Origin of the sequence: Sandarakinorhabdus sp., from assembly GCF_041689835.1 — a bacterium.
Classification (GTDB): domain Bacteria; phylum Pseudomonadota; class Alphaproteobacteria; order Sphingomonadales; family Sphingomonadaceae; genus Sandarakinorhabdus.
Genome location: NZ_JBDNFM010000103.1, coordinates 13,160 through 34,482 on the forward strand (window position 1 = coordinate 13,160; position 21,323 = coordinate 34,482).

Annotated in this window: 20 protein-coding genes; 8 read left to right on the top strand and 12 right to left on the bottom strand. The window is 65.3% G+C overall.

Annotated features, from left to right (window positions below; genetic code table 11):
- Positions 1-78: 78 nt before the first annotated feature.
- Positions 79-1,875, bottom strand: a complete 1,797-nt coding sequence (locus ACESL8_RS05290) for a M24 family metallopeptidase (protein WP_372916587.1) — start codon at positions 1,873-1,875, stop codon at positions 79-81.
- Positions 1,876-2,010: 135 nt separating this feature from the next.
- Between ACESL8_RS05290 and ACESL8_RS05295 the strand changes: the two genes are divergently transcribed.
- Both ACESL8_RS05295 and ACESL8_RS05300 read left to right on the top strand, forming a co-directional pair.
- Positions 2,011-4,068: a S9 family peptidase gene (locus ACESL8_RS05295; RefSeq protein ID WP_372916627.1), complete on the top strand. Its 2,058-nt coding sequence runs from the start codon at positions 2,011-2,013 to the stop codon at positions 4,066-4,068.
- Positions 4,052-4,471, top strand: coding sequence for an acyl-CoA thioesterase (locus ACESL8_RS05300; RefSeq protein ID WP_372916588.1), 420 nt, complete (start codon positions 4,052-4,054; stop codon positions 4,469-4,471). The genes ACESL8_RS05295 and ACESL8_RS05300 overlap by 17 nt, the downstream gene beginning before the upstream one ends.
- On the opposite strand, the gene ACESL8_RS05305 is transcribed toward ACESL8_RS05300, so the two are convergent.
- Complete coding sequence (locus ACESL8_RS05305) at positions 4,452-4,646, bottom strand: hypothetical protein (protein WP_372916589.1); 195 nt, start codon at positions 4,644-4,646, stop codon at positions 4,452-4,454. The genes ACESL8_RS05300 and ACESL8_RS05305 overlap by 20 nt on opposite strands.
- Before the next feature lie 105 nt (positions 4,647-4,751).
- Here ACESL8_RS05305 and ACESL8_RS05310 point away from each other — a divergent pair, with 105 nt between their 5' ends.
- On the top strand, positions 4,752-5,552 hold the full coding sequence (locus ACESL8_RS05310; protein ID WP_372916590.1) for a class I SAM-dependent methyltransferase: 801 nt from the start codon (positions 4,752-4,754) through the stop codon (positions 5,550-5,552).
- Between the two features lie 69 nt (positions 5,553-5,621).
- Here ACESL8_RS05310 and ACESL8_RS05315 read toward each other — a convergent pair whose 3' ends face one another.
- The 6 genes from ACESL8_RS05315 to serS all read right to left on the bottom strand — a co-directional run bounded on the left by ACESL8_RS05315 (position 5,622) and on the right by serS (position 12,451).
- Positions 5,622-6,488, bottom strand: a complete 867-nt coding sequence (locus ACESL8_RS05315; protein ID WP_372916591.1) for an NlpC/P60 family protein — start codon at positions 6,486-6,488, stop codon at positions 5,622-5,624.
- On the bottom strand, positions 6,485-7,894 hold the full coding sequence (locus ACESL8_RS05320; protein WP_372916592.1) for a M17 family metallopeptidase: 1,410 nt from the start codon (positions 7,892-7,894) through the stop codon (positions 6,485-6,487). Before ACESL8_RS05320 ends, ACESL8_RS05315 begins: the two co-directional genes overlap by 4 nt.
- On the bottom strand, positions 7,891-9,219 hold the full coding sequence (gene rimO, locus ACESL8_RS05325; protein WP_372916593.1) for a 30S ribosomal protein S12 methylthiotransferase RimO: 1,329 nt from the start codon (positions 9,217-9,219) through the stop codon (positions 7,891-7,893). Before rimO ends, ACESL8_RS05320 begins: the two co-directional genes overlap by 4 nt.
- 105 nt (positions 9,220-9,324) lie before the next feature.
- Positions 9,325-10,047: a peptidoglycan DD-metalloendopeptidase family protein gene (locus ACESL8_RS05330; RefSeq protein WP_372916594.1), complete on the bottom strand. Its 723-nt coding sequence runs from the start codon at positions 10,045-10,047 to the stop codon at positions 9,325-9,327.
- Positions 10,048-10,392: 345 nt separating this feature from the next.
- A complete protein-coding gene (gene surE, locus ACESL8_RS05335; RefSeq protein ID WP_372916595.1) occupies positions 10,393-11,169 on the bottom strand; it encodes a 5'/3'-nucleotidase SurE in 777 nt (258 codons plus the stop codon).
- Between the two features lie 4 nt (positions 11,170-11,173).
- A complete protein-coding gene (gene serS / locus ACESL8_RS05340; RefSeq protein ID WP_372916596.1) occupies positions 11,174-12,451 on the bottom strand; it encodes a serine--tRNA ligase in 1,278 nt (425 codons plus the stop codon).
- Between the two features lie 48 nt (positions 12,452-12,499).
- On the opposite strand from serS, the gene ACESL8_RS05345 reads away from it, so the two are divergent.
- Complete coding sequence (locus tag ACESL8_RS05345; protein WP_372916597.1) at positions 12,500-13,219, top strand: MJ0042-type zinc finger domain-containing protein; 720 nt, start codon at positions 12,500-12,502, stop codon at positions 13,217-13,219.
- A 60-nt stretch (positions 13,220-13,279) separates the two neighbouring features.
- Here the strand turns inward: ACESL8_RS05345 and ACESL8_RS05350 are convergent, their stop codons facing one another.
- The 4 genes from ACESL8_RS05350 to ACESL8_RS05365 all read right to left on the bottom strand — a co-directional run bounded on the left by ACESL8_RS05350 (position 13,280) and on the right by ACESL8_RS05365 (position 18,016).
- Positions 13,280-13,825, bottom strand: coding sequence for an HD domain-containing protein (locus ACESL8_RS05350; protein ID WP_372916598.1), 546 nt, complete (start codon positions 13,823-13,825; stop codon positions 13,280-13,282).
- 15 nt (positions 13,826-13,840) lie between these two features.
- On the bottom strand, positions 13,841-15,568 hold the full coding sequence (locus tag ACESL8_RS05355; protein ID WP_372916599.1) for a class I adenylate-forming enzyme family protein: 1,728 nt from the start codon (positions 15,566-15,568) through the stop codon (positions 13,841-13,843).
- A 93-nt stretch (positions 15,569-15,661) separates the two neighbouring features.
- Positions 15,662-16,798 (bottom strand): acyl-CoA dehydrogenase family protein, encoded by a 1,137-nt coding sequence (locus ACESL8_RS05360; protein WP_372916600.1) that lies wholly within the window; start codon positions 16,796-16,798, stop codon positions 15,662-15,664.
- A gap of 3 nt (positions 16,799-16,801) precedes the next feature.
- The gene (locus tag ACESL8_RS05365) at positions 16,802-18,016 is read right to left on the bottom strand and encodes an acyl-CoA dehydrogenase family protein (protein WP_372916601.1); all 1,215 of its coding nucleotides are present in this window, start codon (positions 18,014-18,016) and stop codon (positions 16,802-16,804) included.
- A gap of 87 nt (positions 18,017-18,103) precedes the next feature.
- Between ACESL8_RS05365 and lgt the strand changes: the two genes are divergently transcribed.
- From lgt to pgeF, 4 genes are read left to right on the top strand one after another with little or no spacing between them, the layout of a single operon-like run.
- Positions 18,104-18,961 carry a prolipoprotein diacylglyceryl transferase gene (lgt, locus tag ACESL8_RS05370; protein WP_372916602.1) on the top strand — a complete coding sequence of 286 codons (858 nt, stop codon included), beginning with the start codon at positions 18,104-18,106 and terminating at the stop codon, positions 18,959-18,961.
- A complete protein-coding gene (locus ACESL8_RS05375; RefSeq protein WP_372916603.1) occupies positions 18,958-20,004 on the top strand; it encodes a class I SAM-dependent methyltransferase in 1,047 nt (348 codons plus the stop codon). Before lgt ends, ACESL8_RS05375 begins: the two co-directional genes overlap by 4 nt.
- The gene (locus tag ACESL8_RS05380) at positions 20,001-20,522 is read left to right on the top strand and encodes a GNAT family N-acetyltransferase (protein WP_372916604.1); all 522 of its coding nucleotides are present in this window, start codon (positions 20,001-20,003) and stop codon (positions 20,520-20,522) included. Before ACESL8_RS05375 ends, ACESL8_RS05380 begins: the two co-directional genes overlap by 4 nt.
- Complete coding sequence (gene pgeF, locus ACESL8_RS05385; RefSeq protein WP_372916605.1) at positions 20,504-21,298, top strand: peptidoglycan editing factor PgeF; 795 nt, start codon at positions 20,504-20,506, stop codon at positions 21,296-21,298. The genes ACESL8_RS05380 and pgeF overlap by 19 nt, the downstream gene beginning before the upstream one ends.
- The last annotated feature ends 25 nt before the right edge of the window (positions 21,299-21,323 follow it).

Here is a 21,323-nt window from a genome sequence, read left to right on the forward strand (position 1 = left end):
AATGTGCTCCTGATCGTTAGTTAACCGGCAAATACCACGGTTGGCGGCGCCTGCGAAGGCGAAGGGTGACGCAGGCGATCAGAGCGGCGCGCAGGCCTGTTCCAGCCATGCCTGTTCGCCTGCATCAACGAGCAGCGGGCCGATTTCAGTCGCGACGCGGGCGTGGTAAGCGTTCCACCAGCCGCGCTCGTCGGCGGTGAGCAGGCCCACATCCACCAGCCGGCGGTCGATCGGAGCCAGGGTCAGCTCCTTGAAGCCCATGATCGCGCGCTCGGCGCCGTCGGCATGCAGCGTTTCCACCAGCATGAGATTTTCGATGCGGATGCCGTATTCGCCCCGCTTGTAATAGCCCGGCTCGTTGGACAGGATCATCCCCGGCTGCAGCGGTTCATCGTTGCCGGGCTGGGCCGACCACGCCGCCGCAATACGCTGCGGGCCTTCGTGTACCGAAAGATAGCTGCCCACGCCGTGCCCGGTTCCGTGGTTGTAATCCAGCCCGGCCGCCCACAGATGCTGGCGGGCCAGCGCATCAAGTTGCACGCCCTTGGTGCCCGCCGGGAAGATGGCGCGGGCCAACGCAATATGGCCCTTGAGCACGCGAGTGAACCGGTCCTGCATCTCCGGAGTCGGCGTGCCCACCACCAGCGTGCGGGTTACGTCGGTGGTGCCGTCGCGGTATTGCCCGCCCGAATCGACCAGATAGATGCTGTCATTGCGGATCGGCAGGTTGGTTTCCGTGCTCACCCGGTAATGCGGCAGCGCTGCATTGGGCCCAGCGGCGGAGATGGTGTCGAACGACAAATCTTCCAGGCTGTTGGTCTCGGCGCGGAACTGGCGCAGGCGTTCCGCGGCGGACAGTTCGTCCAGCTCGCCCTTGGGGGCTTCACCGTCGAACCAGGCCAGAAACCGCGTCAGCGCCGCGCCGTCGCGCACGTGGGCGGCGATGGTGCCGGCGATTTCCACCGGGTTCTTGACGGCGCGTGGCAGCACGGTCGGATCACGCGCTTCGATGATGCGGGCGCCGCCGGCAGTGAGTGCTTCGAAAATGGCGGCGACGCAGCTTTGCGGATCGACCACTACCGTCTTGCCCGCCATGGCCTTCAGCGCCGCCTGGAACCCGTCGCGGGGCTGGCAGCGCACATCGGCGCCCAAATGCGCAAGCACCGCCGGGGTGATTTTTTCCAGCGCCGTGAACAGATCGACGCTGCCATCCTTGTGAGCAATCGCGAATGCCAGCGCCACCGGCGTGCGCGCCACATCGCGGCCGCGGATGTTGAGCAGCCAGGCAATCGAATCGAGCGCAGCGATCACCACCACATCGGCGCCTTTTTCCGCCAGCCACGCCGCCACTTCGGCGCGCTTGCCGCAATGGGCGCGGCCGGCGAAGGGCAAATCATGCACCTCCAGCGGCGCCAGCGACGGGGCGGGGCGATCGGCCCACACCGCGTCGATGGGATTGCGGGTCACCGCCACCAATTCGGCTGCGCGCGCGGTCAACTGCGCGGCGGCCTGCTTGGCCCATGCGGCAGTGTGCAGCCACGGATCATAACCGATGCGCTGCCCGGCCTGCGCGTGTTCGCCCAGCCACTGCGCCGGGCTGGTTTTGGGCACGTCTTCGTATGAAAACACATCGCCCGGAACTTGGCTGCGCACCTGCACGGTATAGCGGCCATCGGTAAACATCGCCGCGTGGGTTCCCATTACCACCGCGCTGCCTGCCGATCCGCCAAAGCCGCTGATCCACGCCAGCCGCTGGGCATATTCGCCAACATATTCGCTCATGTGCTCGTCGGTGAGCGGCACGGCAAAGCCGGCAAGTCCTTGCGCGGCCAGTTCGGCGCGCAATGCCGCAAGGCGTGAGGCGATGGTGGACATGGACGTTCTTCCCTTTATCAGTGCCACTTCAGATAGGCGCTCTGCCCCCGCGCCTCAAGCACAGGAACCTGATTGATGCGCTGTCTTGTGGCCGCACTCGCCATTCTCCTTCCCATCACCGGAGCCACCGCCCAGATGCAGCCCCCTATCGCCGCCAAGCGCCCGCACAGTTTCACCCACCACGGCATTACCGTGGAAGACCCGTACAACTGGCTGAAGGATCCCGGTTACCCCAAGGTCGATGATGCCGATGTGCTGGCCTATCTCAAGGCCGAGAATGCGTATTTCGGAACGCAGATGGCCCCCATCGCCGGCTTCAAGGACAGGCTTTACGACGAGCTGAAAGGCCGGGTGCAGCAGGATGACGCCTCGGTGCCGGTACCCGACGGCGCCTATGAATATTGGTGGCAGTTCAAGACGGGCGACCAGTATCGCACCTGGGTGCGGCGGCCCAAAGGCGGCAGCGCCGAACAGCTGGTGCTGTCCGAACCCGAACTGGCCAAGGGCCATGATTATTTCCGGCTCGGCGCGCAGAATGTCAGCCCCGATGGCCGGCTGATCGCCTACAGCGTCGACACCGATGGCAGCGAACGCTTCACCATCCGCATCCGCGATATCGCTACGGGCAAGGATATCGAGACCGTCACCAAGGTGAGTGTCGGCGGCATCGAATGGAGCGCGGATTCCACGGCCATTGTCTGGACCGAGGTCAACGACAACTGGCGGCGCATCAAGGCGCGTCTGCACGTGCTGGGCCAGTCCGGCGAAGACCGGGTGATCTATGAGGAAACCGAAGACAAGGGCTTTGGCGTATCGGTCGACAAGAGCCAGGACGGCAAGTGGCTGATCATCGGCACGTCGGACTATGTGACGAGCGAAGTGCGGCTGGTGCCCGCCGCCAACCCCACCGCACCGCTGCTGCTGGTGCGGCGCCGGCAGGCTGGGGTGACCTATGAGGTGGACGTGCGCGGGGACAAATTGTTCATCCGCACCAACGATGATCACGTCAATTTCCGCGTCGCCGCCGCCAGCATCGCCAAGCCCGCCGCGTGGACGACGGTGATCGCCGGTTCGGACCGCGACTACATCACCGGCATCGCCGCCTTCACCTCGTATCTGGCCATCCAGGGCCGCCGCGAGGGGCTGGACCGGATCGTGTTGCGCAAGGACGACGGCAGCGAGACGGCACTGCCCTTCACCGAAGCTGCCTACACCGCCAGCATCGGCAGCAATGCCGAGCCGGATGCGCCGCTGCTGCGGGTGGGCTATGCTTCCATGGTCACTCCGGCCACCGTTTATGATTACGACGTCAAGGCTGGCAAACTTGTCACCCGCAAGGTGCAGCAGGTGCCATCGGGCTATGATGCCAGCCAGTATGAAAGCCAGCGCATTTTTGTGACGGCGCGTGACGGCGTCAAGGTGCCGGTGGCCATCGTTTATAAAAAGGGCTTCAAGCCCGACGGCGCCGGCAAGCTGCATCTTTATGCCTACGGCGCTTACGGCATCCCGACCATGCCGGGTTTTTCGGCCAACCGGCTGAGCCTGCTCGACCGCGGCATGGCCTTTGCCATCGCCCAGATTCGCGGCGGCGATGATCTGGGCTATCAATGGTATCTGGATGGCAAGCTGGCCAAGCGCACCAACACGTTCAACGATTTCGTCGATGCCGCCAAGGGCTTGGTCAAAGCTGGCTGGGCGGCGCCGGGAATGATCTCGGCCAGCGGCGGTTCGGCCGGCGGCGAATTGATGGGTGCGATCGTCAACCAGGCACCCGAACAGTTCCGCGCCGTGGTGGCGCACGTGCCGTTCGTCGATGTGCTGAACACGATGCTCGATGAAAGCTTGCCGCTCACGCCGGGCGAGTGGCCGGAATGGGGCAACCCGGTCACGTCCAAGGCCGATTTTGAATTGTTGCGGTCGTATTCGCCCTACGATCAAGTCAAGGCCCAGGCCTATCCGCCGCTGATGGTCACTGCCGGATTGAACGATCCGCGCGTCACCTATTGGGAACCGGCAAAGTGGGTGGCCAAGCTGCGCGACGTGAAGACCGACAGCAACATCCTGGTGTTCAAGACCAACATGGGCGCCGGCCACGGCGGCAAATCCGGGCGCTTTGCGGCGCTGGAAGAACTGGCGGAGGAATATGCCTTCATCCTCAACCAGTTCGGGATCGGTGATGCCCCCGCCCGCTGACCGGCGCAGCTTCACGATGGCGGTGACCGCGCAGGCCGCCGACATCGATGAACTGGGGCACGTCAACAACGCGGTTTACCTGCGCTGGATTCAGGATGCGGCGACCGCGCACTGGAGCGCGGTTGCTCCGCCCGAACACCGCGATGCCTACGTGTGGGTCGTGACCCGGCACGAGATCGATTATTTGCGCCAAACACTGAAGGGCGAAACGCTCGGCCTCACCACCTGGGTGGGGGAACCCAAGGGCGCGCGCTTTGATCGCACCGTCGAAATCGCCGGCCCCGGAGGCGGCATCAGGGTGAAGGCCGTCACCACGTGGGCGCTGATCGACAAGGCGACGGGACGGCTGGCCCGGGTCCGCCCCGATATCGCTGCGCCGTTCCTCACACCCGCAGCAGATTGAACAAATGCACCGCAGCAAGCAACGCTCCGGCCACGCCGGCAAAGGCGATGCCGTTCCACGGCAGATGCGCGTGCCACGATAGCGGCGCCCTCGTGCGCGCCAAGCCGCCCAGCGCGCCAGCGAGAGTGAGTGTCAACCCTGCCGCAGCCAAGATGAGTGTTGTCTGCACATCCATGCGCCGCGCTTTGGCAGGCCGTTCACGCCCGCGCAATCTCCCGCCTTGCAGGGTGCAGCACACGGGGTTACCCATCAGCTCATCGTTCCTTTGGGGAGAAACATCATGATCCGTTCATTCGCGCTTGCCGCAATCGTGGCCGCCACTGCCATCGCTGTGCCCGCCGTCGCCGCTGGCCCGATTGATAGCGCCATTGCCGGCGCGTGGCGCAGCGATGCCAACAAGGCTCGTGACCAGTATCGCCACCCGGCGCAAACCCTGAAGTTCCTGGGCGTGAAACCCGGCCAGACCGTGGTGGAAATCTCCCCGGCGGGCGGCTGGTACACCGAAATCCTGGCCCCGGCGATGCGCGGCAACGGCAAATATGTCGCCGGCCTCGCCAACCCGTTGGCATCGGTGAACGCCGCCAAAAGCGTCGAGGCGTTCAAGACCAAATATGCCGACAAGGCGATTTACGGCGACATCGGCATCGGCACGTTTGGCAAGGGCGTCGCCGATATCGTCGAACCGGGCAGCGCCGATGTCGTGCTCACCTTTCGCAACGTCCACAACTGGCACATGAACAGTTGGGATCAGGACGCGTTCAACGCCTTTTTCAAGGCATTGAAGCCGGGCGGCACGCTGGGCGTGGTCGAACACCGCCTGCCCGAAGCCCGCGCTGATGCCGACATGAAGACCAGCGGTTACATGAAAGTTTCGTATGTGAAGATGCTGGCTGAAAAGGCCGGCTTCAAGCTGGCTGCTTCGTCGGAGGTGAACGCCAATGCCAAGGACAAGGCCAATTATCCCAAGGGCGTGTGGACGCTGCCGCCGAACTATGCCGAAGGCGAAGCCGACAAGGCCAAATATGCCGCCATCGGCGAGAGTGACCGCATGACGTTGAAGTTTGTCAAACCGAAGACGTGAGGTGAGCGTTGGCGGGGACGAACTCCGCCAACGAACCTTGCGGAGTGGCTTTGAGCAGCCGTTCGCGTTTTATTTGAACCGCCGTACCGCCGGCTCGGGCGCATCCGGCAGCCGCGCGATCACATCCGCCAGCGGCTCGGTCACAACGCGCATCCAGTACGCGTTGGCGTGGCACAAGCGGTCGTCGTCCAGCAGCAGGCCGACATGGCCGGGGAAAAACAGCAGATCACCGGCCTGTCGGGCGCCAAACGCCGCGGGCTCGCCGTCCTGCCGTTGCAGATCGGTGTCGCGGCGCAGCGTGATGTCCTCCGCCGCCAGCGCCTGTTGCACCAGCCCGGAACAATCGACGCCGTCGGGGCTGCGGCCGCCCCACAGATAGGGCGCATCGGCAAACAGCGCAGCGGCGGCAAAGCGCGTGGTGGGCGCCAGTTCGACATGGCGCTGATGCACGAAGCCGCCGCCATGGAGCGTGAGGAAATCGCCCGCCATTTCACCCGCCACGCGCGCCGCAAACGGCAATTCGTGATGCACCGCGGCCTTGATGCTGGCCGCAGCGAACACCGGCGCCCGCCGCGCGGTGATGCGGTGGGCAGGCTCAGCGCTCGGGACGGCTCCAGGCAAAGCTCCGGGCAGCGCCAGCGCATCGAACGCCGCCCAGCCGATATAGCGATCGTGCAGGCAGCGGCCCAGCGCAAAACCCGCCTTTACATCGACGATTTCAAAACCTTCGCCAAACAACAATTCGCTCACTGCCTCGGCGGCGGCATCGGGGCCCTTGTGCAGCGTCAGGCGCGGCGCGGTGCACACCAGCGCGCGCGGTTCGACATAGCGCACCGAACCGATCTCGCCGGCCAGCCCCAGTTCCACCATGTCCGGCCCGGAAAACCACTCGCGTGGTTCAAACTGCTGCGCTGGTCCCTTCAGCACCCAGCTCATCCGTAACGGCTCCGCAGCAGCGCCCAGCTTGCGCGCAAGCCCAGCGCTTCGCCGCCCTTGGGGCGGCCGGGGCGGGCGGCGTTGTTCCAGGCAAAGGTGTCGAAATGCGCCCAGGGTGTGCCGGTGGGCACGAATTTTTCGAGGAACAGCGCCGCCGTGATGGCGCCGGCAAAGCCGCCATCGGCACTGTTCACCATGTCGGCCAGGCTTGATTTCAGCATGTCGTGATAGGGCGCCCACAGCGGCAGCCGCCACAGCGGATCACCCACAGCCATGCCGGCGGCCGTCAATTCGCTGGCCAGTGCATCGTCATTGGCAAACAGCGCCGGCAATTGCGGCCCCAGCGCCACCCGCGCTGCGCCGGTGAGTGTGGCGAAATCGATGATCAGCGCCGGGTTCTTCTCGGCCGCCAGCGCGATGGCATCGCACAGCACCAGGCGGCCTTCGGCATCGGTGTTGGTGATTTCCACCGTCTTGCCGGCGCGCGTTGCAATGATGTCGCCGGGGCGCATGGCATTGGCACTGATGGCGTTTTCCGCCGCCGGGATGATCAGGTGCAGCCGCACCCGCAAGTTCGCTTCGATCACCAGCCGCGCCAGCGCCAGCGCGTGGGCAGCGCCGCCCATGTCCTTCTTCATCAGCGCCATGCCGCTGCCGGGCTTGATGTTGAGCCCGCCAGAATCGAAGGTGATGCCCTTGCCGATGATCGCCACCACCGGGTGCGCGGCATCGCCCCACATCGCCTCGATCAGGCGCGGGGCCTGGTGTGCGGCACGGCCGACGGCGTGAACGGCGGGAAAATTCTTCTCCAGCAGCGCTTCACCGCTGGTCACCTGCACATCGGCCCCCAGCGGGCGCAGCGTGTCGATCACCACCTGCGCCAGATCGGCGGGCCCCAGATCGCAGGCCGGTGTGTCGATCAGATCACGCACCAGCGCCGTGGCCCGGGCTTCGCTGACGGCAGCAGACAGCGCGCCAAGGCTTGCGGTGGCCAGCACGCGCGCAGCCTTGGGTTCGCCGCGGCGATAGCGGCTGAACACGTGCTGGGCCAGGCACCAGCCCAGCCCCGCTTGGCCCAGCCCCGCTTGGCCCATCTCGCCATGGTGTTCGTCGCCGGCCAATGCATAACGCCCGGCCGGCAGGCGCGCCGCTGCCGCTGCCAGCGCCCACGGGCCCAACTGCGGCGCTTGTGCCACGCCGGCCGCCACAAACCAATCCGCCGGGCCATCGCCGTGCAGGATGGCCACACTGTCGGCCGCCGCCTTGAAGTCTTGCGCCGCCACCGCCACCCGCACCCGCTCGCTTTGTGCCGCCAGCCAGCCGTCCAGCCCGGCCGCCGTGATCGTGATCAAGGGCACCGAAGGCTGGCCATCGGCGGGGCCGAGCAGCGCGGCAAAATCGGTCAAATCATTACTCCGAACAGGTCGGTCTCGTCGGCATCCTCGATCAGGACGCTGACGATGTCGCCCGGCTGCACACCGCTGCAATCGCGCAGATGCACCATGCCGTCGATCTCGGGCGCGTCATATTTGCTCCGCCCCGAAGCTCCGCCTTCTTCGTCCACTTCGTCGATCAGCACGTCGATGGTGCGGCCGATCCTTGCTTGCAGCCGGCTTTCCGAAATGCGCGATTGCAGCGCCATGAAGCGGTGCCAGCGTTCTTCCTTCACGTCTTCCGGCACCGCACCCGGCAGCGCGTTGGCCTGCGCACCGTCCACCGCTTCATATTTGAAGCAGCCGGCGCGGTCGATTTGCGCCTGTTCCAGCCAATCCAGCAGATACTGGAAATCCGCCTCCGTCTCGCCGGGGAAGCCGACGATGAAGGTGGAACGGATGGCGAGATCGGGCACGATGCTGCGCCATTTGTGGATGCGTTCCAGCACCTTGGCCTCGTTGGCCGGGCGCTTCATGGCTTTGAGCACCGATGGGCTGGCATGCTGGAACGGGATATCGAGATAGGGCAGCACGAGGCCTTGCGCCATTAACGGGATCAGGTCGTCCACGTGCGGATAGGGATACACGTAATGCAGCCGCACCCACGCACCGGTTTCGCCCAGCGCGCGCGCCAGATCCTGGATATGCGCGCGGCGCTCGGTGCCGCCCAGCGTCGAGGTCGCATGGCGCAGGTCCACGCCGTAAGCCGACGTGTCCTGGCTGATGACCAGCAATTCCTTGGCGCCGGCTTTCACCAGGGCAACCGCTTCGCGCAGGATTGCCGCCGGCGGCCGGCTGACGAGCCGCCCGCGCAAACTGGGGATGATGCAGAAGGCGCAGGTGTGATTGCAGCCTTCGGAAATCTTCACATACGCATAATGGCGCGGTGTCAGTTTCAGCCCGGCATCGGGCACCAGATCGACGAAGGCCGATCGCACGGGCGGCGCGGCCTCGTGCACCGCGCTCACCACCGCTTCATATTGCTGCGGGCCAGTCACGGCGAGCACGGCGGGGAAGCGCGCGCGAATGGCGTCCGCCTCGTGGCCCATGCAGCCCGTCACGATCACCCTGCCGTTTTCGGCGATGGCTTCACCGATGGCTTCCAGGCTTTCGGCCTTGGCGCTGTCGAGAAAACCGCAGGTGTTGACGATCACCACGTCGGCGCCGGCATAATCGCCCGACAGCGCATAACCATCGGCGCGCAACCGGGTAAGGATGCGTTCGGAATCGACCAGCGCCTTGGGGCAACCCAGGGACACCATCCCGATCTTTGGTGCAGTATCTAGGCTGAGGCTCATGGCGCTGCGCCGTGCGTTGTTTTGCGCCAAGATGCAAGACCTCCAGTCAATCCACCGCCCGCCAACAGGCGTCATCAACTAACGCCCGCCAACGGGCGTCATCAACTAACGCCCGCCGATCACCTTGGCCGGATCCACCGGCGTGCGCCCGCGCCGCAGTTCGAAATGCAACTGGGGTTCGGCTACCGCGCCCGATTGACCAGCGCGGGCGATCGCCTCGCCGGCCTTCACGCGGCTCCCTCGCGCCACCAGTAGCGCTTCATTGTGGGCATAGGCCGAAACCCAGCCGCCGGCATGTTTCACCAGCAGCAGGTTGCCAAAGCCGGCAATCGCATCGCCGGCATAGGCCACAACGCCATCACCGGCGGCGCGCACGGCCTCGCCATTGCTGGCCTTCAGATTGACGCCGTCGTTGAAGCGGCCGCCGGGTTTGGCGCCAAAGCCTGAAATGATCCGGCCTGGCAGCGGCCAGCGGAAGGCAGGTGCGTCGCCGGTGATGGTGGGCAGCGCTGCCGGCGGGGCATTGGCGGCAGCGCCCCTGGTAACCCGGCCCGCAGCGGGCTGGCCGCCGGTCATCACGTCGTCGATGGACAGATCGAAGGCGCGGGCGCGCTGTTCCAGCGTTCGTGCCGGCACCCCCGACACCCCCAACACCCCTGGCAGGCGCAGGCGCGGACCCACGGCGAGCACGAAGGGTTCGCGCAGCTGGTTGAGCGCAATCAGATCGCGCCACACCAAACCGTACGCGCGGGCGATGGCGATGCCGGTCTCGCCGGCCTTCACCGCGTGAAAGCGCCCTTGCGGCGTGACCATAGCTGCCGGCACCACCCGCCGCGCCACCCAATCCGTGCGCGGCGATACCGCCGGGCGCGGCGGTCGTGGTGCGGCGCGCGCGGCGACCGGGTTGGCCGTAGCGGGCTTGGGCGCAGTGCGGGGCGCAGTGCGGGGTATTGGGCGGGGTGTTGGGCGGGCTGCAGTGCGTGCTGTTGGGCGCCCCGCGGGTTGCGGCCGGCCGGACATGCAGCCAGACAGCAGCACAAGCGCCGCCATTGCACCCGCGCCTGCCCGCAGCATCATCTTCAGCCTTGCCATCGCGCCTTGATAGCGGCGGCGTGGCGGCAAGGAAAGCGAAGGCCGCCGCGGCGGCGGGGCAATCCGTCGCCGCTTTTCGTTTCAGGATTCGGCCAGATCGGCCAGCGCCGTCTTCAACCGGGCGATCGACTGGTAATGCGTCATGTCCAGATGCAGCGGCGTCACCGAAATGCAGGCTTCGTGCATCGCCTTCAGATCGGTTTCGTGGCCGGGAGCCGGCTTTTCCTTGCCGAAACCGTGCCAATAATACGGAAAACCGCGCGGATCGATGCGCTTGACCAGGTGGATGTTGCCATAATCGCGGAAGCCCTGCTCGGTAACCCGCACGCCCTTCACGGTATCGGCCAGCACCGGCGGGAAGTTGATGTTGATCAGCACGCCATCGCCCCATTCCGACGCGATCACCCGGCTGATGATCGCGGCACCGTGCGCGGCGGCGCAGGAGAAATCCTCCATCCCGGCGGTGTAATCCATCATCACCTGGCTCAGCGCGATGGAACGGATGCCGGCAAGGCAGCCTTCCATCGCGGCCGAAACCGTGCCCGAATAGGTCACATCCTCGGCCAGATTGCCGCCGCGGTTGACGCCCGACAAGATCAGATCAGGCTTGTGATCTTCCAGCACCGCCCCCAGCGCCAGCATCACGCAATCGGTGGGCGTGCCCTTCACCGCAAATCGGCGCGGGCTGATTTCGCGCAAGCGCACCGGCTGGCTCAGGGTCAGGCTGTGGCCGGCGCCTGATTGTTCCTCGGCCGGCGCAACCACCCAGACATCGTCCGACAATTGCGCGGCAATGGCTTCCATCGCCACCAGGCCGGGGGCGTTGATGCCGTCATCATTGGTCACGAGTATGCGCATGGGATCAGGGCTCCAGCCGGTCGATACCGGCCATGTAGGGCAGCAGCACATCGGGGATGATGACACTGCCATCGGCTTGTTGATAATTTTCGATCACTGCCACCAGCGTGCGGCCCACGGCGAGGCCGGAACCATTGAGCGTGTTTACCGGGCCACGTGAACCCTTCTCGCCTGCCACTTTCCAGCGCGCGTTCATGCGGCGGCCCTGAAACTCGCCGCAATCCGATATCGAGCTGATTTCGCGGTAGGCGCCTTGGCCTGGCAACCACACTTCAAGATCGAACGAACGCCGCGCCGCAAAGCCCATGTCGCCGGCACACAGCAGCATCCGGCGATACGGCAGGTTAAGCGCCTGCAAGATGGCCTCAGCCGATTCCAGCATGTGCGCATGCTCGGCCTGCGCCTGATCGGGCGTGCAGATCGTCACCAGTTCGCATTTTTCGAACTGGTGCTGACGAATCAGCCCGCGCGTGTCGCGCCCGGCGCTGCCGGCTTCGCTGCGGAAACAGGGGGTGAGCGCGGTCATGCGGATCGGCAGCACGCCAGCATCGATGATCTCGCCGGCCACCAGATTGGTCAGGCTCATTTCGGCGGTGGGGATGAGGTAGCGGCCGTCGGTGGTCTGGAACAGATCTTCGGCAAATTTCGGCAATTGTCCGGTGCCGAAAGCAGCTTCGGGCTTCACCAGATACGGCGCGGCGACTTCGGTGAATCCGCCAACGCTGGTCTGCACGTCGATCATGTACTGGCCCAGCGCCCGCTGCAGCCGCGCCAGTGGCCCGCGCAGCACGGCAAAGCGCGCGCCGGCGACGCGGGCGGCGGCTTCGGGATCATAGCCCAGCTTCGCCGCGACAATGTCATGCTCCAGCGGCACAAAGTCGAAATCGCGCCGTGTGCCCCATCGCAGCACTTCGACATTGCCGCGCTCGTCCGCGCCGTCGGGCACATCGGTGGCGGGCAGGTTGGGCAGGCTCGCCAGCAAGGCTTCGGCAGCGGCGCTGGTAGTGCGGGCAGCTTCCTCCAGCGCGGCGATCTCGTCTTTCAGGCCAGCGACTTCGGTTTTCAGTGCGTCGGCTTTGGCGCTGTCCTTCGCGGCCATGGCAGCGCCGATTTCTTTCGATGCGGCGTTGCGGCGAGCAAGGGCCTCCTGTGCCTTTGTCTCGGCGGCGCGGCGTGCCGCATCGGCGGCAAGCAAACCCGAAGCCGCATCACTCACGCCGCGTCGGGCAAGGCCGGCGGCAAAGGCAGCAGGTTCGGCGCGGAGATATTTCAGATCATGCATGGCACGCCAGCCTTTGCCCTGATGCCGCCGTGCTCGCAAGCATTCGGCGTGAGCGCCGCCCGCAAGCGCCCCCTTTCCCCGCCGCGCCTGCCTGTCTATGGTGCAAATGTGATCGTTTCCTGCCCCAATTGCAGTGCACAATATCGGGTGGCGGTGGGCGTGGTGATGCGCCGCCCCAGGCTGAAGTGCGGCACCTGCAGCCACCGCTGGGTGCCCGCCGAAGAGATTGACGAGGATGAAGCGGTTGCTGCCGTGCAGGAAGAGGCGCGCGCCGCCAGCCTGCCGCCGCCGCCCCTGCCTGCACCGGCGCCGGCGCCAGATCCCGAACCTGAACCACCGCCGCCGCGCCGGCCCACCGCCGCCTGGGCAAAATGGCTGGTGGCGGCCGTGCTGGGCGCGGCGCTCACCACGGCATCGGTTGGCTTGTGGGTGGGCCGCGTCGATCCCGAAGCGCTGCCCGAAGCGCTGTCCCGCCTCGCGCCCGCAACGCATCGGCCTGATGTGAAAGCAGAAAGCCGCGTGACGCGCCTGCCCGGCGGCGGCGCGCTGCTGGAAGTGACTGGCACCATCCACAACCCCGGCGCCGCTGCCGTGACCGTCCCGCCGCTCCGCGCCCGCCTGCTCGTGGCCGGCGAACGGGCGGGCGATTGGACCATCCCGCCGCCCGCGACCACTGTGGGCCCCGGCAAAACGCTGGCCTTTGCCAGCAGCCTTACCGATGTGCCGCCCGGCGGGCCAATCACGGTTCAGGTGCGTTTCGGGGGGTAGGACGGGGAGGCGGCGCGGCCGGCGGTCGAAGTACCCGTCAACTGCGCAAGTGTCCCGCCGTCAAATCCCTCGCTTCGGTGCAGCGAAGACCCGGCGGATTTCGGGCTCGAAACTCTCAAGCGTGTCCACATCGTAATCCGGATCGAACGCCGGTGCGTCCCAGCGGTCGACGATCTTTTCGGCCATATCGAACCACGGCTCCCCGCGATATTTCTCACGCGCGGCCGGGTCCTTGCCCAGATGCTCGTAATAATAACGGCCCTGGAAATCCTGATGGTGGACGATGGCGTGATAAATCTCGTCCGACACATAGGGTTTTAGCATCTCACCGGCGATGGCGCCGTGATTGGGGATGCTGAACAATTTGCCGATGTCGTGACACAGCGCGGCCACCACTTCTTCATCATTGGCCCCGTCGCGGCGGGCCAGCGTGGCGGTCATCAGGCTGTGGACGAGCTGGTTGGCGCCGAAGCCGACCTCGATGGCCTCCAGCCGCCTGAGCGAATCGATGATCTGATCGGCGGCGGCAGATTGCTGGTGCTTCATGTGCGCACCAGCAATGTGCATCCAATCGGCCTTGGTGCCTTCCAGCATGGTCGTGAACATTGGTCGTCTCCCGGTTCAGGCTGCTTTTGCAGCCCACACTTCGCGATAATGCTTGCGCAGCGTCACCTTGTCGATCTTTGCCGAACCCAGCTTTGGCAGTTGATCGGTGCTCATCCACAACTTGGCCGGAATCTTGTAGGCGGCCATCCCGCTTTTCAGGAAATCCACCAGCGCATCCGGATCGAGATGCTCGCCCGGCTTGGCATAGACAACGGCGCCGACAATCTCTCCCAGCCGTTCGTCGGGCAGGCCGAACACGCTCACTTCGGCGACCGCCGGGTGGGCATAGATGGCGGATTCGACCTCTTGGCAGCTGATATTCTCGCCGCCGCGGATGATGATATCCTTCTTGCGGTCGACGATGAACAAATAGCCTTCGTCATCCAGATACGCCAGATCGCCGCTGCGGAACCAGCCATCGCCCACAAAGGCGGCGGCGGTGGCTTCGGGCTTGTTCCAGTATCCGCGGCAGTTGGCCACCGAACGGATGCACACCTCGCCCACCACGCTGGCCGGCAGCGCGTCGCCCACCGGGCCATCGCCGGCTGCGATGCGGATTTCGACCAGGGGCGGCGAGGCGCGGCCGGTGCTGGCCGGCTTGGCGCGGTAATTTTCGCGAATATTGCCGGCGCCCACACCGTTGGTTTCAGTCAGGCCATAGCCCTGCACCGGGTGCTTGCCGGTAAATTCATGCGCCAGCCGTTCGACATGTTCGGGCGGGCGCGGGGCGCCGCCGGATGCGATATCCACCAGCGTAGACAGATCATATTTGTGCCGATCGGGATGCTGCATCAGTTCAAGGCTCATCGTCGGCACGCCCACGAAATAGGTGCAGCGCTCCTTCTCGATCAGGCGCAGCGCCTCGCCGGCATCCCATTTGTGCATGATGATCATCTTGCGGCCGATGGCGAAGGACACCAGCAGCACCGGCACTAGCCCGGTGATGTGGAACAGCGGCACGTTGAGCAGCATGACCTGCTGTTCGGCAGGCGCAACGCCCTGCTTGGCCGACAATTCCAGTAGCGCCAGACCCATCACCAGATAATTCATCGACGCCGAAACCTGTGCGCGGTGGCTGGAAACCGCGCCCTTGGGCGTTCCGGTTGAGCCCGAGGTGTACATGATCGTGCAATCATCCTCGGGAGACAATTCGGGCAAATACCACATGGTGGTGGGGCTGGCCGCCAGTTCATCCTCGGCGCACACGAAACCCAACTGGCTTGCGACTTCGTTCGAAGTGCGCACAGTGATCACGATGGCGCTGCACGACAGGGTGGCGAGGCGGCGGGCGCGCTCCTCGTCGGCGATCACGAGGCGGGCGCCCGAATCGCGGATGCCGTAATCCATCTCGTCGGCGGTCCACCAGGCGTTCATCGGGATGCACACCGCGCCCATGTGGACACAGGCGCAATAGGCAATCACCCATTCCGGATAGTTGCGCATGGCAACCCCGATCCGGTCACCCTTGGCGATGCCGTGGCGGTGTTGCAGCATGGCGGCGAAGTGCAGGCTGCGGGCATAGACGTCGGCAAAGGTCAGCCGTTCGTCGCCGAATACAATGAATTCCTTGGAGCCCTGAGCGGCGAAGAAAAACGCCATATATTCGCGCATGGTGGGCGGCGCGGCGGCAAACACCGGCAGGGTGACGCCGTGCACAGCCGCCGCTCCCACGCCCAGCGCGCCGCCGGGGGCGGTGATGCCGGCAACAACATCGTCAATGGCGGCATCAAGTGCGGATTTCATGGCAATCGTCTCCCAAGGCTGGTGCGGCCGCTGTTCGAGGCTCTGTTACATCTTCTTAATGCCACGCCGGGTGTTGCTTGCAAGTGCAAGCGCTCAATACCCCAAGGTTCGCGCAATCCGGTCGCTGTGGAAGGCCGCATCGCCGAACGTCTCCTGCGCGGCGCGGGCGCGTTTCATGAAAAATCCGATATCGTAATCATCGGTCATGCCGATGCCGCCGTGCATCTGCACGCCTTCGTTGCTGGCGAGGATCGCCACCTCGCCGGCCTTGGCCTTGGCCAGGGAGACGAACATCGGCGCGCGGTCACTGCCTTCGTCGAGGGCCTGCAGCGCCTTCAATGTGGCAGATCGTGCCAATTCGATTTCGCAAAACAGATGCGCGGCGCGGTGCTGCAGGGCCTGGAAACTGCCGATCTTCTGGCCGAACTGTTCGCGCTGCTTGAGATAATCCACCGTCATCGCAAAGCTGGTGCCCGACACGCCGAGCATCTCGGCCGCAAGGCAGGCGCGGCCGGCGTCGAGCATCTTTTCAAGGATGGCAAAGCCTTCGCCCACAGCGCCCAGCACGTCGGCGCCGTCGACCTGCACATCGGCCAGCGTGACGCGCGCCGCGCCGCGGCTGTCCACCATCGAGCGCCGGTCGATCTTCACGCCATCGGCTTGCGGATTGACCAGGAACAGCGTGATGCCGGCCTTGTCACCGGTGTCACCGCCGGTGCGCGCCGCCACGATCAGCGTGTCTGCTGCTGCGCCGTCGAGCACGAAACCCTTGATGCCGTTCAGCTTGAAACCGTTGCCCGACGGCGTCGCGGTGGCGGCGATATGGTTGGGCTTGTGGCGCGCGGCTTCATCGGCGGCCAGCGCCAGCAAATGTTCGCCTTTTGCGATCAGCGGCAGATATTTGGCCTGCTGTTCGGGCGTGCCGCATTTAAGCGCGGTCGCACCCAGCACGGCGGTGGACAGCATCGGCGCGGCGCTGAGATTCTTGCCCATCGCCTCCATGATGATGCCGGCGGCCACATGCCCCATGTCGGCCCCGCCGTGGGCTTCGGGCACCAGGACCCCGGCAAAGCCCATCTCGGCCATCTTGGCCCAGGCATCGCGCGAAAAGCCGGCGGCGTCCTTCGCATCACGCAAGGCGCGGTGCTGAGACACGGGCGCTTCGTCCTTGAAGAACCCGTCGGCGCTGTCGCGGATCATCTGCTGGTCGTCGGTGAGGATAAGCGGCATTGATCAGGCTCCCGGCAGTTCGAGCACGCGCTTGGCGATGATGTTCAATTGCACTTCCGATGTGCCGCCTTCGATGGAATTGGCGCGGCTGCGCAGCCACGAGCGGGCCAGATCGCCCTCTCCCTTTTCTTCGCCTTCCCCAAGGCTTTCCCACACCAGGCCGTCCGAACCCCGGATCGACATCAGCAGTTCCATGCGTTCCTTGTTGAGCTCGGTGCCGTAATATTTCAGCATCGAACTCAAGGCACCCGTGCCTTGGCCGGTTTTTGCTTCGGCCAGCACCCGCTCCATTGTCAGCGAAAACGCCAGCGCGTTCATCTCGTGACGAGCGATGTCGGTGCGCAGCGCGGTATCGGCCAGAATCGCGGCATCCAGCCCGATGAGCCGTTTGGCGATGTTCGACACACTGTCCCGCTGGCCGCCACCGGTGGAATCGCTGCCGCCGATCATGTCGCGTTCGTGGGTGAGCAGATATTTGGCGATGTCCCAGCCCTTGCCGGGGGTGCCCATCAGGTTTTCCTTGGGCACCTTCACATTGTCGAAAAACGTCTGGCAAAACGGCGACGAGCCGGAGATCAGCCTGATGGGGCTGGTCGAAACGCCTTCCGATGCCATGTCGAACAACAGGAAACTGATGCCCTGATGCTTGGGCCCGCTGCTGTCGGTGCGCACCAGGCAGAAAATCCAGTCTGCCTTGTCGGCGTAAGACGTCCACACCTTGGAGCCGTTGACGAGATAATGGTCGCCCCCCACTGGATCAGCAACGTCCTCGGCACTGGTCCGCAGCGAGGCGAGGTCAGAGCCCGCGCCCGGTTCCGAATAACCCTGACACCAGCGAATCTCACCGCGCGCGATTCGGGGCAGATGCTCCAGCTTCTGCGCTTCGTTGCCATATTTCAGCAGCGCCGGGCCGAGCATCCACACACCGAAACTGGACAACGGCGAACGCGCCTTGATGCGGCGCAATTCTTCGCTCAGCACCTTGGTTTCGTCGCGGGTCAACCCGCCGCCGCCATATTCGCTGGGCCATTCCGGCACCGTCCAGCCTTTGGCGCCCATCCGCTCCAGCCACAGGCGCTGGGCCTCGTTCTTGAATGTGACCCTGCGGCCGCCCCAGCACACGTCGTCATCTTCGCGGATCGGCTCGCGCATTTCGGGCGGGCAGTTTGCTTCCAGCCAGGCGCGCGTATCGGCGCGGAATGCCTCGAGATCTGACATTATTCGTCTCCCACTGGAAATATCCTTGGGTCACCTTATGCTGCGCCGGGCGTGCCGCGCAAAGCTGGCAGATGATGTAGAGGCAAGATGTTCCCTGATCTGATGACGGCGGCCGTGGATTTCGCTGCGCTGCCGGTGCGGCCCGACGCCTTCACTATTCCCGCGTTCACCATCGCCGGCAGTGAATGGGGGCCGTTTGCGCTGCGCTGGTACAGCCTGGCCTATATTGTCGGCATCGCCGGGGCCTGGTTTTTGCTCAGCCGCATGATCCGCAAGCCCGCCGCTCCGCTCAGCGAAAAACAGCTCGACGATTTCATCACCTGGGCAACGCTTGGCGTGATCGGCGGCGGCCGGCTGGGTTATGTGCTGTTTTACAATCCCGGCAAATACATGGCCGATCCGATGGAAATCCTGCGCCTGTGGGATGGCGGCATGAGCTTTCATGGCGGCTGTTTCGGGGTGGTCGCCGCGTGTTTTCTGCACGGCTGGTTCGCCAAATACAGCGGCCTGCGGTTGCTGGATTTTGTCGCCACCGTCACGCCGCTGGGCCTGGGGCTGGGGCGTGTGGCCAACTTCGTCAATGGTGAGCTGTGGGGCCGCCCCACCGGCACGGATTGGGGCATCATTTTCCCCGACGCCGGCCCGGAGCCGCGGCACCCCAGCCAGCTGTATGAGGCTGGCCTTGAAGGCGGCGTGTTGTTCATTCTGCTCACGCTTTTGTTCTGGTTCACGCCGGCGCGGCTGCGGCCCGGGTTGCTGGCGGGCGTGTTCGGCATCGGTTATGGTCTGTCGCGCTACATCGTTGAAAATTATCGCGAGCCGGATCGGCAATTGGGTATTTTGCAAAGCGGCCTCACAATGGGCCAGACGCTCACGCTGCCGCTGATCGCTGCCGGGCTGCTCCTGCTGGTGATGGCGCTGGTGCGCAAGCCCGTATCGGCGTGAGCTCCACCTCCAACCTCGCGCAAATATTGGCGGCCCGCATCGCAGCCGACGGCCCGCTGCGGCTGGATGCGTGGATGGCCGCGTGCAATGCCGCCTATTACGGCGGTGAAGACCCGTTGGGCCGCGATTTCACCACCGCGCCGGAAATCAGCCAGATGTTCGGCGAGATGATCGGCGGCTGGGTGGGTGATCTGTGGCTGCGCGCGGGCAAGCCGCCGCTGCATCTGGTTGAACTCGGCCCTGGCCACGGCAGCCTGATGGCCGATGCGCTGCGTTTGCTGGGCCGGCTGCCGGGCTTTGTTGCCAGCGCCGGGCTCCATCTGGTCGAAACCAGCCTGGCCCTGCGCGCCGTCCAGCGCGCGCGACTTGCCGGCTGGTCGGCGCAGTGGCACGATCGCGTGGATCAATTGCCCACCGATCGCCCGCTGATCATCGTCGCCAACGAATTTTTCGATGCGCTGCCGATCCGCCAGCGTCGCGCGGGCACTGAATTGCATGTCGGTTTTGAATCTGGCCTGTTTGGCCCCGCGTGGCTGGCCGCCGAAGGCCCCAATTCGGAATGGAGCGAAGCCGCGCAGGCGATTCTGGGGCATTTGGCAGGCCGGCTGGCAGCGCAGGGCGGCGCCATGCTGATTGTCGATTACGGATATGGCGGCCAGGTGATCGAGAGCGTGCCGCTCGACACGTTGCAGGCCGTGCATCGCGGCGGACGGGTCAGCCCGTTCCATGATCCCGGCACCCACGATCTCACCGCGCATGTCGATTTCAGCGCGCTCGCCGCCATCGCGCACGGGCGCGGGCTGGCCGTACATGGCCCGGTGGCGCAAGGCGCGCTGCTCGGGGATCTTGGCATCGCGGCGCGGGCCGAGGCCTTGAAACAGGGCAAGCCCGCGCATGAAGCTGGCGCCGTTACCGCCGCGGTGTTGCGGCTGACAGCGCCGCAACAAATGGGCGCGATTTTCCGCGCCGTGGGCGTAACCGCGCCGGGCTGGCCGGTGCCGGCCGGATTTGGCAATCGGGGCCTTGAAGGGGCAGGTGCATGAACCAGTCGGCGATCAGCTACCGCGATGCTGGCCCGGCCGATGGGCAGGTGTTGGGCGGTATCGCGCGCGCCACCTTCATCGATGCGTTCGGCGCGCTGTACAAACTTGACGATCTGGCGAGCTTCCTCGCGCAGGGCAGCGATACAGCTTATGCCGCCGAACTGGCGGATGCCGATATCCAGGCGCGCTTTGCGCTGACCGGCGGCGCGCCGATCGGGTTTTGCAAGATCAGCCGGCTGATGCTGCCGGCCCCCGATCCCGCCCCCGGCGCGATGGAGCTGCGCCAGCTTTATCTTTACAAGCCGTGGCACGGCCTCAAGATCGCCGACGCGCTGACCGAGTGGGCCAAGGATCAGGCGCGCAAACGCGGCGCGCCCGAAATCTGGCTGAGCGTGTTCACCGAAAACAGCCGTGCGCGGCGTTTCTATGCTCGCCACGGATTTGCGGAAATTGCGCCCTACCACTTCATGGTGGGCACCCAAGCCGACAAGGATATCCTGTGCCGGGCGACACTGTAGAATTCCTCACCGCGCCCGTGCTGGTAGGGGTGCGCCACGGCTTTTGCACGCGCCTGGGCGGCGTGTCGCAGGGTGTGTTCGCCAGCCTGAATGTCGGGCTGGGCAGCAGCGATGATCGCGGCCATGTGCTGGAAAACCGCCGCCGCGCGGTCGGTGCAATTGCTCCGCAGGCGGCGCTGGTGACGCTGCATCAGGTGCATTCGGCCACGGTCATCCCCGTCACCGCCGCCTTCCCCGATGACGCGCGCCCGCCCGCCGATGCGATGGTCACCGCCACGCCCGGCCTCGCGCTCGGCATCCTCACCGCCGATTGCGCGCCGATCCTTTTTGCCGACGCCGCCGCCGGCGTCATCGGCGCGGCGCATTCGGGGTGGAAAGGCGCGCTTGCCGATATTGGCCCAGCGACAGTGGCGGCGATGGAGGCACTCGGCGCCCGGCGCGAGCGCATCGTTGCCGCCATCGGGCCGACCATCGCCCGCGCCAGTTACGAGGTCGATCTGGCTTTTCGCGACCGGTTCTGCGCCGCCGACCCTGAGCATGATGCGTTCTTCATGCCGGGCGCTTTTGGCAGCAAGCCCGGCCACAATGGTCGCAAATATCAGTTCGATCTGGAAGGCTTCATCGCCGCCCGCCTCGCCGCCGCCGGGGTGCGCACCGTGGCAGCATTGGGGGTGGACACCTACAAGGACGGCGCGCGCTGGTTCAGCTTCCGCCGCACCACCCACCGCGGTGAGCCGGATTATGGCCGGCAGCTTTCGATAATTGCCTTGGGGTAAGGACACTTCACTCCGGGATTCCCTT